Origin of the sequence: Nostoc sp. (genome assembly GCF_036919595.1) — a bacterium.
Classification (GTDB): Bacteria; Cyanobacteriota; Cyanobacteriia; order Cyanobacteriales; family Nostocaceae; genus Nostoc.
Map to the genome: position 1 here is coordinate 21,181 of NZ_JBALCO010000107.1, position 13,953 is coordinate 35,133.

Annotated in this window: 14 protein-coding genes; 8 read left to right on the forward strand and 6 right to left on the reverse strand. The window is 42.8% G+C overall.

Annotated features, from left to right (window positions below):
* Window positions 1-115 precede the first annotated feature (115 nt).
* Window positions 116-283 carry a hypothetical protein gene (locus V7K21_RS16655; RefSeq protein ID WP_335176038.1) on the forward strand — a complete coding sequence of 56 codons (168 nt, stop codon included), beginning with the start codon at window positions 116-118 and terminating at the stop codon, window positions 281-283.
* A 17-nt stretch (window positions 284-300) separates the two neighbouring features.
* Here V7K21_RS16655 and V7K21_RS16660 read toward each other — a convergent pair whose 3' ends face one another.
* A complete protein-coding gene (locus V7K21_RS16660) occupies window positions 301-540 on the reverse strand; it encodes a hypothetical protein (protein WP_335176143.1) in 240 nt (79 codons plus the stop codon).
* Here V7K21_RS16660 and psbQ point away from each other — a divergent pair.
* The 4 genes from psbQ to hemJ all read left to right on the forward strand — a co-directional run bounded on the left by psbQ (window position 513) and on the right by hemJ (window position 4,363).
* Window positions 513-968: a photosystem II protein PsbQ gene (gene psbQ / locus V7K21_RS16665; protein ID WP_335176040.1), complete on the forward strand. Its 456-nt coding sequence runs from the start codon at window positions 513-515 to the stop codon at window positions 966-968. The two genes, V7K21_RS16660 and psbQ, sit on opposite strands and share 28 nt — an antisense overlap.
* Window positions 969-1,088: 120 nt before the next feature.
* Entirely contained in the window at window positions 1,089-2,294 is a 1,206-nt protein-coding gene (locus V7K21_RS16670) for an NAD(P)/FAD-dependent oxidoreductase (protein ID WP_335176042.1), read from the forward strand.
* A 437-nt stretch (window positions 2,295-2,731) separates the two neighbouring features.
* Window positions 2,732-3,583 carry an alpha/beta fold hydrolase gene (locus tag V7K21_RS16675; RefSeq protein ID WP_335176044.1) on the forward strand — a complete coding sequence of 284 codons (852 nt, stop codon included), beginning with the start codon at window positions 2,732-2,734 and terminating at the stop codon, window positions 3,581-3,583.
* Window positions 3,584-3,781: 198 nt separating this feature from the next.
* Window positions 3,782-4,363, forward strand: coding sequence for a protoporphyrinogen oxidase HemJ (hemJ, locus tag V7K21_RS16680; RefSeq protein WP_335176046.1), 582 nt, complete (start codon window positions 3,782-3,784; stop codon window positions 4,361-4,363).
* Window positions 4,364-4,459: 96 nt separating this feature from the next.
* On the opposite strand, the gene V7K21_RS16685 is transcribed toward hemJ, so the two are convergent.
* Window positions 4,460-5,368, reverse strand: a complete 909-nt coding sequence (locus tag V7K21_RS16685) for a peptidoglycan-binding domain-containing protein (protein WP_335176048.1) — start codon at window positions 5,366-5,368, stop codon at window positions 4,460-4,462.
* 62 nt (window positions 5,369-5,430) lie between these two features.
* Between V7K21_RS16685 and V7K21_RS16690 the strand changes: the two genes are divergently transcribed.
* Window positions 5,431-5,616 carry a hypothetical protein gene (locus V7K21_RS16690; RefSeq protein WP_335176050.1) on the forward strand — a complete coding sequence of 62 codons (186 nt, stop codon included), beginning with the start codon at window positions 5,431-5,433 and terminating at the stop codon, window positions 5,614-5,616.
* Between the two features lie 8 nt (window positions 5,617-5,624).
* Window positions 5,625-8,462, forward strand: coding sequence for a COR domain-containing protein (locus V7K21_RS16695; RefSeq protein ID WP_335176051.1), 2,838 nt, complete (start codon window positions 5,625-5,627; stop codon window positions 8,460-8,462).
* Between the two features lie 264 nt (window positions 8,463-8,726).
* Here the strand turns inward: V7K21_RS16695 and V7K21_RS16700 are convergent, their stop codons facing one another.
* From V7K21_RS16700 to V7K21_RS16715, 4 genes are all read right to left on the reverse strand, one after another.
* Window positions 8,727-10,445, reverse strand: coding sequence for an NAD+ synthase (locus V7K21_RS16700; RefSeq protein ID WP_335176053.1), 1,719 nt, complete (start codon window positions 10,443-10,445; stop codon window positions 8,727-8,729).
* Window positions 10,446-10,584: 139 nt separating this feature from the next.
* Entirely contained in the window at window positions 10,585-11,331 is a 747-nt protein-coding gene (locus tag V7K21_RS16705) for an NUDIX hydrolase (protein WP_335176055.1), read from the reverse strand.
* Complete coding sequence (locus V7K21_RS16710) at window positions 11,292-11,891, reverse strand: nicotinate-nucleotide adenylyltransferase (RefSeq protein WP_335176139.1); 600 nt, start codon at window positions 11,889-11,891, stop codon at window positions 11,292-11,294. Before V7K21_RS16710 ends, V7K21_RS16705 begins: the two co-directional genes overlap by 40 nt.
* A 4-nt stretch (window positions 11,892-11,895) precedes the next feature.
* A complete protein-coding gene (locus V7K21_RS16715) occupies window positions 11,896-13,311 on the reverse strand; it encodes a nicotinate phosphoribosyltransferase (protein WP_335176057.1) in 1,416 nt (471 codons plus the stop codon).
* 452 nt (window positions 13,312-13,763) lie between these two features.
* Here V7K21_RS16715 and V7K21_RS16720 point away from each other — a divergent pair, with 452 nt between their 5' ends.
* A complete protein-coding gene (locus tag V7K21_RS16720; RefSeq protein WP_335176058.1) occupies window positions 13,764-13,916 on the forward strand; it encodes a hypothetical protein in 153 nt (50 codons plus the stop codon).
* The last annotated feature ends 37 nt before the right edge of the window (window positions 13,917-13,953 follow it).

Sequence of the window (13,953 nt, forward strand, 5' to 3'; positions counted from 1 at the left end):
TGCAAAATCCTTGGCTGATAAGAATCCCCAGTCAGTTCTACTTCAGAAAACTGAAGGCAATGAATCTTCCGGCGAACTTTTGTGGTGATTGGGAGAAACTGAGCATCAAAGCTGTGTGCTGCTTACCAGCCGGGAAAAACCTGCCGAAATCGCTGCCACCGAAGGTGATGGTTTCCCAGTTCGGACTCTGGCTTTATCAAGATTAGAAGTCACAAGTACCCGTCTTAATCTGTCGGGACTCAGCTGCACGTTAGGTTCTGTTTTTAACCTTTCTGCTAATTGACTTTTCGCCTCTTACCATCAGTATCTTTGCTTTGGCGATCGCCAAAGCAAAGATACTGAGAAAGCCTCCAGCCGCCCGGTTAAGTTGGTGAGGATGAAAGTTGCAGCCAGAGCAGCGTGGTTACTATTTAGAGAATTGGTTAAAAGTTGACTAGAGTGAACGATAAATTGCGCTAGCGATCTAAAATGACACTGGTAATCGGTAAACAAAAAGCAATTAAGTTCAGTGTATGGCGCGTCAACGCTCGATTTTTTCATTTGTTCTAGTATTATTGGCCACATTCCTCATTAGTTGTGGTGGTCCTGGTGTCGCGGTGGCACCTCCAACTTATACGGCAACACAACTTGAAAGAATTCAGGCATATGTTCCTGAAATTCAGGCTGTGCGCGATCGCTCACAAGAGTTGAAAACCCTGATCCAAAGAGGTGATTGGATCAACGTGCGTAACTTTATACATGGTCCGGTAACAGAAGCAAGGCTGCATCTGACTTATGTCACTTCCAACCTTCTACCTAAAGACCAACCCACAGCACGTCAAATAACGCGAGATTTGTTTAACGACCTGGTTAAACTTGATAGAGCTACTAGTGCTGGCAATCCTCAAATTGCCTTGAGTACCTCCCAAGCTGCTTTCACAGACATTGACAAATTCCTCGATTTGCTTCCTAAAGCAGAAGAGAGTTAAGAGTTAGGAGTAGAGACGCGATTAATCGCGTCTGTACAGGAGTTAGGAGTTAGGAATTTTAAATTTTTAACTCCTGACTTCTAACTCCTAACTTCTCACTTCTAACTCTAAGCACAAGTCATGAATGTAGTTATTATCGGTTGTGGTGTAGTTGGGGCTCTGATCGCCTATGAACTAAGTCAAGTAAAAGGGCTAAAAATCACGGTTTGCGATCGACAACCACCAGCACAAGCTTCCACGGGCGCTGCACTTGGCGTTTTAATGGGCGCAATCAGCCAAAAAATTAAGGGCAAAGCTTGGCAGATGCGACAAACTAGCATCCAACGCTATGAAACTTTGATTCCTGAACTAGAAGCTTTAACGGGTCGCAAAATCCCTTTTAATCGCCAGGGAATTCTCATGCTTTTATCTGATCCCTCCTTGATCACGGGGGTTGGGGGAATCTCAGCATGGGAAAAACTAGTAGAAATTCGCCACTCTCAAGGCTGGCACTTAGAAATTTGGGACACTGCTAAACTCCAAAATATGTGTCCTCAAGTTGATCACGAAAAAATTACTAGCGCTGTCTATTCTCCTCAAGACCGTCAACTTGATCCAACTGCCCTCACATTAGCTTTAGTTGAGGCTGCCCAGCAAAATGGTGTAACTTTCAAATTTGGCGTGACTGTTTTGGATGCCCAAACCTCACCACCTGAGTCTTCCCCCCAATTTTGCGTTCAACTTGAGACTACAGAAGGAAAAATAGCCGCTGATTGGTTTGTAGTCGCAGCAGGGCTAGGTTCAACACCATTGACAGCAAAATTAAATCAGATAATTGATATCCGTCCTGTGCTTGGGCAAGCATTGCAACTACGTGTAGGGCATTCATTAGGCAATCCTGACTTCCAGCCAGCGATTACAGGTAACGATGTCCATATTATTCCTGTGGGCGGTGAAGATTATTGGGTGGGTGCAACAGTGGAATTTCCCAGCAATGAAAATGAGTCCAGTCCGTTGCGGGGGTTCCCCCCGTTAAAGGAACTGGCGAACCCGAAGGGTGAGATACCGCCAAATCAAGAACTGCTGGAATCTGCTAGAGAACAAGCGATCGCATTTTGCCCAGAGTTAGCCACAGCAACTATTATCCGCACTTGGTCGGGGTTACGTCCTCGTCCTGAAGGACGCCCAGCCCCAGTTATTGGTAAGTTGTCAGGGTTTAATAATGTCCTCCTAGCTACTGGACACTACCGCAACGGCGTTTTACTTGCACCCGCCACAGCTTATGCAATTCGTGAGATGATTATTCCTCAGGGAGTGGGTAATGGGGAGTGGAGAGTGGGGGGATGAGGGAGCAGTTCTTGCTGGGAGCAGGGGGATGAGGGAGCAGGGGGAGCAGGGGGGGAAAGAAAATAACTAATACCCAATACAACTCTTGGAAAGGCTGCGCCCTAAGCGTAGCTATGCCGCAGGCTTTACGACGCCGTTCTAACCTCAGCAACTCTTAGAGACGCTACGCGAACACTCGGCACAAGTCGGCTCCTTTCGGCAACTCTTAGAGACGCTCTTGCGAACGTTCAAGGCAAGCTGCTCAGGACAAGCTCAGTTACAAGTGTCCTGTTTGTCCAATGCCCGATGACGCCACTTGCTCCACTTGGGGAGACCCCATCGCCCTTGGCGTCTCCCCTTCTCCCAAAGGGAGAGGCTTACGCCAAGAGAGAAGACCGCAGTAGCTCCCCCATGCCCAATGCCTAATGCCCTGTTTGGCCAATCCATAGGAAAATAGCGTGTCAATAACAGAACATAAAATCGATGTAGATTCACTGGAATGGTTTTATCGCGAATCTTTACCAATCGGTAGAACTGACTTAGCGCCTGTGTTGTTGCTACACGGCTTAGTTTCACAAAGTTATAGTTGGCGTAATATTATACCTGCTTTAGCGAATCAGGGTACAAGAGCGATCGCTCCAGATTGGATTGGTTATGGCAATTCTTTAAAACCAGAAAAACGAGATTTTGCTTACACTCCCGATGCTTTTATCACAGCTTTAGAAGGATTTATCAAAGCGCTAGAAATTGAACATTTTTCTTTAGTTGTACAAGGTTTTTTAGGTTCTGTAGGACTACAATATGCCTTGCGTCACCCAGAACAAATTGCTAATTTAGTTATCTTAAATACACCAATTTCAACTGCTGCTAAATTACCCTGGAAAATTAAACAAATGGGTTTACCTTTGGTAGGTGAAGTCATGACCCAAGACCCCCTATTAGTTGACCGGACGCTAGAAGGTGGTAGCCGTTATCGCATCGGAGATAAGGATTTAGATATTTATCGCAAACCATTTTTGAAAGCTTCTGCATCTGGTCGAAGTCTCTTATCAAGTATTCGCAATTTACAACTTGATTCAGCAATGGCAGAAATTGAATCTGGCTTCAAAGAATGGCAACAGCCAATTCTGGTTCAATGGGGGATGATTGACCCTTGGTTATCTGTAGACATTGCCAAAAATTTTACAGATTCTACACCAAATGCCGAATTAATAAAACTTAATAACGTCGGACATTATCCTCAAGAACACTACTATGAGGCGATTTTGGAAGACCTTTTACCCTTTGTGCGTCGTAAAGATACACATTGACAATATCTCTTTGGTAAAAATCGATATTATAAAAATGAAACCACAGATAAATACCGATGAATTATCTGTATTTATCTGTGGTCAAGAAATAAATTCTAGATTTTTGCTAGATTTATAAATGTTATCCCGCCTGCATTTTTTAACTTTTTATTACCATTAAAAATACATTATAACCACAAATAAAGGAGATTAAGACTCATGGCTTATTCATGGTTTAAAGCCTTTCATATTGTCGGATTTGTAGTCTGGTTCGCTGGTTTGTTCTACTTAGTACGTCTTTTTATCTATCACGTTGAAGCTAATCAAGAACCTGAACCAGCACGAACGATACTGAAAAATCAGTATCAAATTATGGAAAAGCGCCTCTACTCTATTATCACTAATCCAGGAATGTTCGTGACGATCGCAATGGCTATCGGTTTATTAAGCACTGAACCAGACGTTTTAAAAGAGGGTTGGTTGCATATCAAACTGCTGTTTGTTGTCATTTTAATTGGTTATCATCATTACTGCGCTCGGCTGATGAAGAAGTTAGCAGTAGATGAATGTGGCTGGAATAGTCAGCAATTACGTGCTTTAAATGAAGCACCTACAGTTATGTTAGTAGCGATCGTCCTGCTGGCTGTATTTAAGAACAATCTGCCTACAGATATCGCTGCCTGGGCTATTTTTGCCATGATTATTTTCATGGCAGTCACTATTCAGCTTTACGCCAAAAAACGCAGGCAGGATAAAGAGAAGCTGACGGCACATATAGGGCAACCACAAGAACAAAGTTAGACAAAGTTGCTGTCTCACACAAAGTAGGGGCACACAGATGTACGCCCCTGCCACACATTGCATCACGACGACAACCGCTCCTGATTACCCATTACTTCATCCTGGAAACTTTTTGAGTAAATCATCCCCAGCAATCACGGTAGTGTAAAAAGTATATTTGTGATTAGCGACATAACGACGGTCTTGTTTAACAATCGCCATAAACTCTCTATGTCCCTCACGGGTACGTCCCACTAAACAACCCGCGCTAGCAAGGCGAATATCATTCCGGGGAAAATCAAAGCCGTAGTGTTGATTCACATAAAAATCATTACCTGTATCAAGTTTGTCGCCAGTCCGTTTAAAATCTTTGTTGAAATCTCTACAAACAGTTATATCTCCAACTTGCACTAATGCTTCATGAGGCTCTGCTGTGCCGTGGGTACCAACAGCCCAAGCTTTGTATTGTCCAAATTGAATCCTAGCTGCTCCTTTGGGATTCATCGGATTATAAGTGTAGTACTTCCCTGGTTCTGTAGTAGCTTCCCAGTGATCTACGATTTTGGGAACGCCATTTACTACTTCAATGACAATCCGGCGATCATTAAATTGATTGGGTGTATCACTGTTGAGCTTCCAGTCTGCATCTATACCCTCTACATAAACAATGTTGTATTCTTTTAGATTGGTAAATACCTGATAACCTTTAGAGTGCAAGTATTTTACAATCCTGCTGGCAATATCATTACCAAGTTTTAAGGGGGGTTTAGGAAGATCATCTATTTTGGTTTCAATCAGTTTCTTGGCTGTGACTGCTCCTAAAAAGTCACTCTCTCCAGTCTTTGTTAATTCTTGAAATTTTTTGAGAGATATCACAGAAACAGGGCCAAATTTCCCATCGGCTGGAGGTTCTAGCAAATCTAAGCCGATTAACAATATCTGAATCTGACGAGACAATTCTTCATCTTGTGCGATCGCATCAAATGACCATTTCTCATTTTTTCCCAAGAAATCTTGTAGTTTCATTATGCACCTGCTTTCATTTACTTACTCCTAAGTATAAACATCATTTTTAAAATTGATGTTGTTTGAAACTATACTATAACCTCAAATATGATGTCATCTGGAGTCTGCGATGTCTACGACGAGCTACGCTAACGCACGCACATTGCCTGAATGCAATCCTTGCCTTGATACAAGCTACATTATTAATTAGCTCAATTTCTCTGCTGCGCGTCCAAGCAGCAAATCGTCGTCAGGCATCGCCTCTGTAAAACCCGAAATGACTAACGAAGAACTGCTGGAAATTATTGAACAAGCTGTCAGAGACAAGGTAACAAGATTAAACCTTTCTGGCAAAGGCTTAACAACTTTGCCACCAGAAATAGTCCAACTCACCAACCTGCAATCACTCTACCTCGGCAACAATCAACTGAGCAGTCTGCCACCGGAAATTGTCCAACTCACCAACCTGCGATGGCTCGACCTCTGGAGTAATCAACTGAGCAGTCTGCCACCGGAAATTGTCCAACTCACCAACCTGTACACCCTCGACCTCAGCAGTAATCAACTGAGCAGTCTGCCACCGGAAATTGTCCAACTCACCAACCTGCACACCCTCTACCTCAGCAGTAATCAACTGAGCAGTCTGCCACCGGAAATTGTCCAACTCACCAACCTGCACACCCTCTACCTCGGCAGTAATCAACTGAGCAGTCTGCCACCGGAAATTGTCCAACTCACCAACCTGCGATGGCTCGACCTCTGGAGTAATCAACTGAGCAGTCTGCCACCAGAAATTGTCCAACTCACCAACCTGCGATCGCTCGACCTCTGGAGTAATCAACTGAGCAGTCTGCCACCAGAATTTGGACAACTCACTAACCTGCAATCCCTCGGCCTGGGCAGTAATCCTTTAGAATCACCCCCACCAGAAATTATCACGAAAGGGTTAAGAGCAATTCTTGACTTTTGTAGGCAGCTGCTAGAACAAAAAACCGATCTCCTCTACGAAGCCAAGTTACTCATAGTGGGAGAAGCTGGTGCAGGTAAAACTACGCTAGCTAAAAAAATTAAAGACCCAAACTATCAGCTCCAGCAGAATGAAAGTTCTACCGAAGGCATCAATGTTATTCAATGGAAATTCCCGTTCAAGGGTAAAGAATTTCAGGTCAACATTTGGGACTTTGGTGGCCAAGAGATTTATCATGCTACCCACCAATTTTTTCTTACCAAACGTTCTTTTTATGCCGTAGTTGCTGATACTCGCAAAGAGGATACAGATTTTTACTACTGGCTAAATGTGGTTAAATTGTTGAGTGATGATAGTCCTTTACTCATTATCAAAAATGAAAAGCAGGAGCGCAAACGGGAAATAAATGAGCGGGAGTTACGGAGCGAATTCACCAATTTTAAGGAAACACTTACTACAAACCTTGCCACTGATCGCGGTATGCAAGAAATCTTGAATACAGTTCAGCACTATATTAGTAACTTACCCCATATAGGAACAAAACTCCCCAAAACCTGGGTCAAAGTGCGGGAAGCTTTAGAACGTGACTCCCACGAATATATTACCTTTGAAAAATATCTGAATATCTGTCAAGAATATGGTTTTACTAAAGAGGAGAACAAACTCCAACTCAGTGGCTATCTGCATGATTTAGGTGTATGCCTACACTTTCAAGACGATGACTTGTTAAGAAAAACCGTGATTCTCAAGCCAACTTGGGGTACAGATGCCGTTTACAAAGTGTTAGATAATCCACAAGTCATTGAAAACCTGGGTCAATTTGACCGTGATGATTTAGCAAATATTTGGCATGAAGACAAATATGCCTATATGCGACCAGAACTGTTGCAGCTAATGATGAAATTTAAGCTGTGCTACAAAATACCTAGTCGTTCCAGCACTTATATTGCACCTCAATTACTCTCTGCCAACAAACCTGATTTTACCTGGGAAAAGAGCAACAACCTTATCCTGCGCTACACCTATACATTCATGCCCAAAGGCATCCTCACCCGCTTTATTGTCGAGACGCACCCTTGGATTGAACAGCAAAAACTCGTTTGGAGAAACGGTGTTGTTCTCAACAAAGACCAAACTCGTGCTGAAATCATTGAAAACTACAATCAACGGGAAATTAAAATCCGTCTAGCCGGAAACTACAAAAAAGAATTGATGGCAGTCATCACTCATGAATTCGAAAAGATCCACAACTCTTATGAACGTCTGCAATATGAAACCCTAGTTCCTTGTAATTGCCAGACTTGTGAAAATCTGCCCACACCTTATTCCTATTCTCTGGACAAGCTCAAAAAACGCTTAGACGCTAAACGTTACCAAATTCAATGCGAAAACAGCTATGAAATGGTAGATATCCGTAGATTAATCGATGATGTTATGTTCCAATCGGCTGAAGCTGATGAGGAAAGTAACGCCAAGGTTGCACAGTTGCAAAACGAACTGGAACGAAAGCGAGATGAATCATTGACACATCGGCTACAAGATAGCAGTCAAGAAGAAAAACCTATCATGAATAGTCAATCAGTAATGGAATTCGAGAAGGAAATTTTCATTTCTTATGCTTGGGGTGGAGAAAGTGAGCAATTTGTCAATCAACTCGATGAGACTTTGCAGGCAAAAGAAATCAAAATCATCAGGGACAAACGCGATTTAGGCTACAAAGGACTAATTAAAGCCTTTATGGAACGGATTGGACGCGGCAAATGTGCGATCGCAGTTATTAGTGACAAATATTTAAAGTCTCCCAATTGTATGTTTGAGCTAGTGCAAATTGCTAAAAATGGAGAGTTTGGCGATCGCATCTTCCCTATTGTTTTACCAGATGCCCAAATTTATGACGCTATTGATAGGCTTAAGTATGTAGAATATTGGGAAAACAAAGTTCAGGAATTGGATGCTGCCTTAAAAAAGGTATCCGCAGCAAATCTAGACGGCTTTCGAGAGGATATCGACCTTTACGCAGAAATTCGCCAATACTTACCACGACTTGCGAACATTCTTAAAGATATGAACACGCTCACTCCTGATATTCACAGCAAATCAGAGTTTGAGTCATTGCTGAATGCGATCGCACAGCGTTTAGATGAGTAAAAATAACCTTTTGATTAAGCTCAGAGGTTGAGCAATGTCTCCGATAAGCTAGACTTACGCCCTTTTAACTCGACAATTTGTGTTTTGAGGTGCAAGCTTTAAGTTCAAAAGTAGAATAATGAGGGTTATCAGTCTAATAAAAAAGATTTTACTATGCAAAACCTGTCCTTCTCCGCATCAGAGAAGGACAGACTTTAATAAAAGTTCAAGTCAGGGACAGGTTTGATAACTAATTACTTGATTTGCGGATGAGCATCTTGTCCATCACAACAAACTAAGGTTAGGTGTAGCTGTGGTTTTAGTCTGATAAGCATTTTTGACACCAACCCAGTTACTAGCAATCGGCATTCGCCAACCAGTTCCAAAAGCGCGATCAGTGATTTTCAATCCCGGCGGTGCTTGTCGCCGTTTAAACTCAGCCCGCGCCACCATTTGGATTACTCGGTCTACAATCACCGGATCGTGACCTGCTGTAACAATTTGCGCTGCTGATTGGTGGTTGTGAATCAGGCGTTGCAAAATATCGTCCAAAATTTCGTAGGGCGGTAGAGAGTCTTGATCCACTTGACCTGGTTTGAGTTCAGCGCTGGGTGGTTTAGTCAAGACGTTTTGCGGGATGATTTCATTATTGCGATTTAACCAATTGCAAAGTGAATACACACGGGTTTTGGGAACATCTGCAATTACTGCTAACCCGCCATTCATATCGCCGTAGAGAGTACAGTAGCCGACAGCCATTTCTGACTTGTTACCGGTAGATAAAAGGAGATAACCAAATTTGTTAGCGATCGCCATTAATAAATTACCCCGAATTCGGGACTGGATATTCTCTTCTGCCAGTCCAAACTCAGTCCCTGCAAACAAATCGCCTAATGTTTGATCAAAGCCTTGCATTAACTCCCCAATTGGTAAAAGATTAGTCTTAATCCCCAAATTTTCGGCTAATGCCACAGCATCACTAATGGAATGCTCGGAACTATAAGGGGAAGGCATGAGAACACCAAGGACATTTTCTTTACCAAGTGCAGCAGTTGCGATCGCTGCTACTATTGCAGAGTCAATCCCGCCACTTAAACCCAACACTACTTTAGAAAAGCGACACTTGCGAGCATAATCTCGCACTCCCAAAACCAAAGCTTGCCAAATTTCTTCATCTTCCGATTCATATGCAGGTGCTACAGAACCTAACTGCAAATCCCGTTGCGCCTCGTCAAATTCGACTACCACTAAATCAGTGTCAAAGCCACGGGTGCGACAGATAATTTCACCTTGACGATTCAAGGCAAAACTACGCCCATCAAAAATTAGGTCATCATTTCCCCCAACCTGATTAGCATAAATAATCGGTTGTTGAAAACGGACTGCACTATACCTAAGCATTGTTTCGCGAAACTGCTGCTTGCCGACAGTGTAGGGGGAAGCAGATAAATTTACAATCAAATCTACACCCAGAATTGCTAAGTCAGCAATTGGATTTACAGCATAACTCCGTTTGCCCCAAAATTCCTCATCATTCCATAAATCTTCGCAAATAGTTACGCCAATATGGATATTATCTAGAGTGAAATAATTAGCTTGCAATCCTGCTTCAAAATAGCGATGTTCGTCAAATACATCGTAAGTAGGCAAAAGTCGCTTGTGAAAAACTTGCTTCACCTTGCCATTCTCTAACAAAGCCATGCTATTAAATAAAGTTTTACTACCAGTAATAGACGCTTTTAGGTTCTGTTCAACAGTTCCTACCAATACAGCTAAATTTGGTGGTAAATCCTGGGTCAAGTTTTGCAAAGTTATGTCCATCGCTTCCACAAAACTAGGATTTAGCAATAAATCCCTTGGTGGATAGCCACACAAAGAAAGTTCTGGTGTCAACAACAAACGTACACCGCTAGATGCTGCTCGTTGTGCCGCCTCCAAAATTTTTTGGGCATTCAAAAGCAAATCACCAATTGTCGGATTAATTTGAGCGATCGCAATCTTCATTTTTGGTTAGTTAGGAGTTAGGAGTCATTCAATTTTAGATTTTGAATTTTGGATTGAAGGAGAAATCTAAAATCTAAAATCTAAAATCCCAAATAGGCAGAGTCAAAATTAATTACTTTGGACTTGGGGTAGAGATTGGTTAAATAAACACCAAAGGTTTATCCTTTAAGGGAGCAAAAGCTTTGGCGTCAAACTTATACAAACTAGCCGGACGACCAGCACCTCGTGATACCTTAATTCCGGTATCGCATAAAAAACCTAACTTGAGTAGACGCGCCCGAAAATTAGAATAATCGGAAAAGTTGTCACCTAAAACTGTGGCGTATAACTGATATAAATCATTCAAGGTAAACATTTCTGGCAATACTTCAAAAGCCACCGGGCTATACTCTAATTTATTTCGCAACCGCCTGTGTCCATAAGCCAGAATTTTATTATGGTCAAAAGCTAATTGCGGCACTTGTTTTACCGGATACCAAGCTATGCCAGTCATGCGATCGGCAATCAATTCGGCTTCTTCAAATCGCACTAGGGCAAAGTAACTAACTGATAGATAACGCACACCATAACTATCGGTTGCTTCCCGTGGATCGCGATTTGGCCCTCCAAATGTATACAGTTGTTCTAAGTAGAGATTGTTTACCTTAATTTTCTCCGCCATAATGCGATAGGCGGCATCTTCTAAAGACTCTCCTCGACGCACTAAAGTACCGGGAAGACTCCAATGATTTAAAAATGGTTCCTGCTGTCGCATTACTAGTAAAACTAACAGCCGATTTTGTGCAGTATCTACAGAAAAAATTACATTATCAACACCAACCTTGAAATCGGCCAAAGGTTGTTGGTTTAGCGAAGTTGGTATCTTTTTTTGGGAACGTCCTGGCATTCGTACAAATGCTCTCGATTAATATAGGCAACTACAGGGGCTGTGAGGGCTTTAGAATCTCCATGTTCGCGGTACGCTGTTGAGGAAACATCTAGACCGGTCAGACTAGCGATCGCAATTTTCCCTCCCAGCTTTTGCACTACCTCTGAACTAGACTCATCTATTGCATATCCCGGTCGCGGCACGATCAGTAGTTGCACTTCCTGTAACAAATCTTCAACCCGATACCAACGTGGTAGCTGACTGAGTAAATCTGAACCAATGATCAACGTCAATTCAGCGTCTTCACCCCAAGTCACCTTTGCTTTTTCCACTGTTTCCAGTGTTCTGAAGCTACTCAATTCTTGTTCCAAAGCAATATTGTGCCGTGGCACGTCTATATTCGCAATCAACAATTGCAGCATTGCTGCCCGATGTTCTAAGGGTGTTTGATGGGACTTAAATGGATTATCCGCTGCCCAAACCGCTACCCAATCATAACGCTCAGACAACCAACTCAGAATTTCTTCATGTCCAGCAGTTGGTGGATCGGCACTCGTTCCAAACAAAGCAATTCTCATCATCTTACTTTGTGTCCTTTGCGTCCTTTGCGGTTCGTTTTTTAGTTTCTTCAGTCAACACCCGTAACCCTTCAGAAATCTCCACCGGCACCGCCACAGGATGATCCAAACGCCGTGTCTGTTGTGGCAAACTAGCAACTGAGGCGGCAGTACGCTGACGAATTGTTGCCAACGACTCCAGTGGTTGCACCCGTTCACCTTTTTGCACTACCAACTGCAACAAAGATTCTTCATCCAGAGGACTTTCACCTAAGAGTCCCAACCTATCTGCTTTTACCTTACCTCCCGTAAACGAGCGAAAAATCTGCTTGCGCCCTGGATAAGTAACCTTACCACTCGACTGCTTCATCACTGAGATGCCATCAATGTCTACAAGTTTATAGACTCCATTTACAGGCGAACCTGTAACTAGTCGCGTTCCCAGTCCGTAACCATCAATTTGGGCCCCAGCGGCTTTTAACCTGGCAATTTCCCACTCATCCAAGTCACCACTAGCAAAAATTGGCACACCAGGAAGGAGCGATCGCACCTCTTTTGATAAGGTAACTAAATCTCCTGAGTCCAATCTCACTCCTGTTAATTGCATTTCCCCAGAATTTACTTTTTGGGCCAAGCGCTGGGCAGCAGCAACGGTATCGTAGGTATCAATCAGCAATGGCGCACCCGGAAAATATCGATGAAATGCACTAAAAGCTTGTTCTTCAGTGCCTTCTATTGCTGACAACGCCATCACCAGGGCGTGTGCCATCGTACCACTTGGCTGTTGTCCCAGTTGTAGCGCTGCTAACACATTGGAAGTGGAATCTAACCCACCTGCCAACGCCGCCCGCGCCGCCCACAAAGACCCTTGCGGACTAAATGCTCGTCTTGTCCCAAATTCTAAAAGTGTTACTGACTCTCCCCCTACATCCCGCACCCGTGCTGCCTTTGTGGCAATCAAAGTCTGGTAATTAATCGTATTCAAGAGGTAAGTTTCCACTAGTTGCGCTTGCCAAAGGGGTGCTTCCACCCGCAACAGTGGCTGATTGGCAAAGACGGCCGTCCCTTCTGGTACTGCCCAAACATCACCCGTAAACTTTCCCTCAGCTAAAAGTGACCAAAAGCGATCGCTAGCATGAGCGAAAATTCCCGTCGCCTGTAATGCTGCAATTTGCGACGGACTAAAGCGGATTTTGGCCAAATATTCCAATGCCTGCGTCAGCCCCATTGCAATTAAATAACCAAAACCCTCTGGCAAACGTCTTACAGACAATTCAAAGCTTGCCCGTCGTTGTTCTATACCTTCGCCTGTGTAACAAGCTGCCATCGTCAACTGGTAAAGGTCGGTCAGTAAGCTATAGTCATCCCCAGAGAGGTTTAGTTCCTGGTTCTGCTGGCTTTGCTGTTTATATACATAGTCCAAATCTGCCAAAGTTGTCATCCAAGAGCTTCCTTACAAGATGCTTCTTTTATTTATGGTAATATCTACCATAAATAATGTCAACTCCTGGCGAATCTATTTCAGAGATTGCTGTATAAGAGTAGATTTACAGTTAAATTAATACTAGCTTCAGAAAATACTTAATATTTTTTAATAGTAATAAATAGCAATAATATTAATTGGACAAGGCGGCTAATGAAAAGAAATAATATCCTGTAAGGCAAGTTTGTTTCCGAGCTTCTTTCCCGGACTGGGGTTGAAAAAATGGCTAATTTACAATTAGAATTAATGAGAAAAATTTGGTTTTATGACAAGCTAAAGTATTGCGAAGTTATCTGAATAAACATTGCATATAATCTCAATATATTGAGAGCATGAGCCACCTAAGAATATCAGCATTAGAGTAATATGTATCACTTATATAGCGACTCGAAAATAAGGAGTCAAATATCATGGCTATTTCCAACATCATTGCGAACATAACCAAGTATATTTCTGAAGCTGCAATGCGGATTTTTGGGCCTAATGATGACGCTTATCCTGCTACAGGCGTACAACCTTTTACAGGTGAACCTTACAATAAGCGTAAAGATGATAATAATTAGGTGCTGAATATAAAAATCTCTGCTGATAGTAGCGGAC

What these genes read in the sequence shown, in the direction of transcription:
- psbQ (WP_335176040.1), top strand. Translation starts at nt 513, where the DNA reads ATGGCGCGTCAACGCTCGATTTTTTCATTTGTTCTAGTATTATTGGCC.
- V7K21_RS16660 (WP_335176143.1), bottom strand. Translation starts at nt 540, where the DNA reads ATGAAAAAATCGAGCGTTGACGCGCCATACACTGAACTTAATTGCTTT.
- V7K21_RS16670 (WP_335176042.1), top strand. Translation starts at nt 1,089, where the DNA reads ATGAATGTAGTTATTATCGGTTGTGGTGTAGTTGGGGCTCTGATCGCC.
- hemJ (WP_335176046.1), top strand. Translation starts at nt 3,782, where the DNA reads ATGGCTTATTCATGGTTTAAAGCCTTTCATATTGTCGGATTTGTAGTC.
- V7K21_RS16685 (WP_335176048.1), bottom strand. Translation starts at nt 5,368, where the DNA reads ATGAAACTACAAGATTTCTTGGGAAAAAATGAGAAATGGTCATTTGAT.
- V7K21_RS16695 (WP_335176051.1), top strand. Translation starts at nt 5,625, where the DNA reads ATGACTAACGAAGAACTGCTGGAAATTATTGAACAAGCTGTCAGAGAC.
- V7K21_RS16700 (WP_335176053.1), bottom strand. Translation starts at nt 10,445, where the DNA reads ATGAAGATTGCGATCGCTCAAATTAATCCGACAATTGGTGATTTGCTT.
- V7K21_RS16705 (WP_335176055.1), bottom strand. Translation starts at nt 11,331, where the DNA reads ATGCCAGGACGTTCCCAAAAAAAGATACCAACTTCGCTAAACCAACAA.
- V7K21_RS16710 (WP_335176139.1), bottom strand. Translation starts at nt 11,891, where the DNA reads ATGAGAATTGCTTTGTTTGGAACGAGTGCCGATCCACCAACTGCTGGA.
- V7K21_RS16715 (WP_335176057.1), bottom strand. Translation starts at nt 13,311, where the DNA reads ATGACAACTTTGGCAGATTTGGACTATGTATATAAACAGCAAAGCCAG.
- V7K21_RS16720 (WP_335176058.1), top strand. Translation starts at nt 13,764, where the DNA reads ATGGCTATTTCCAACATCATTGCGAACATAACCAAGTATATTTCTGAA.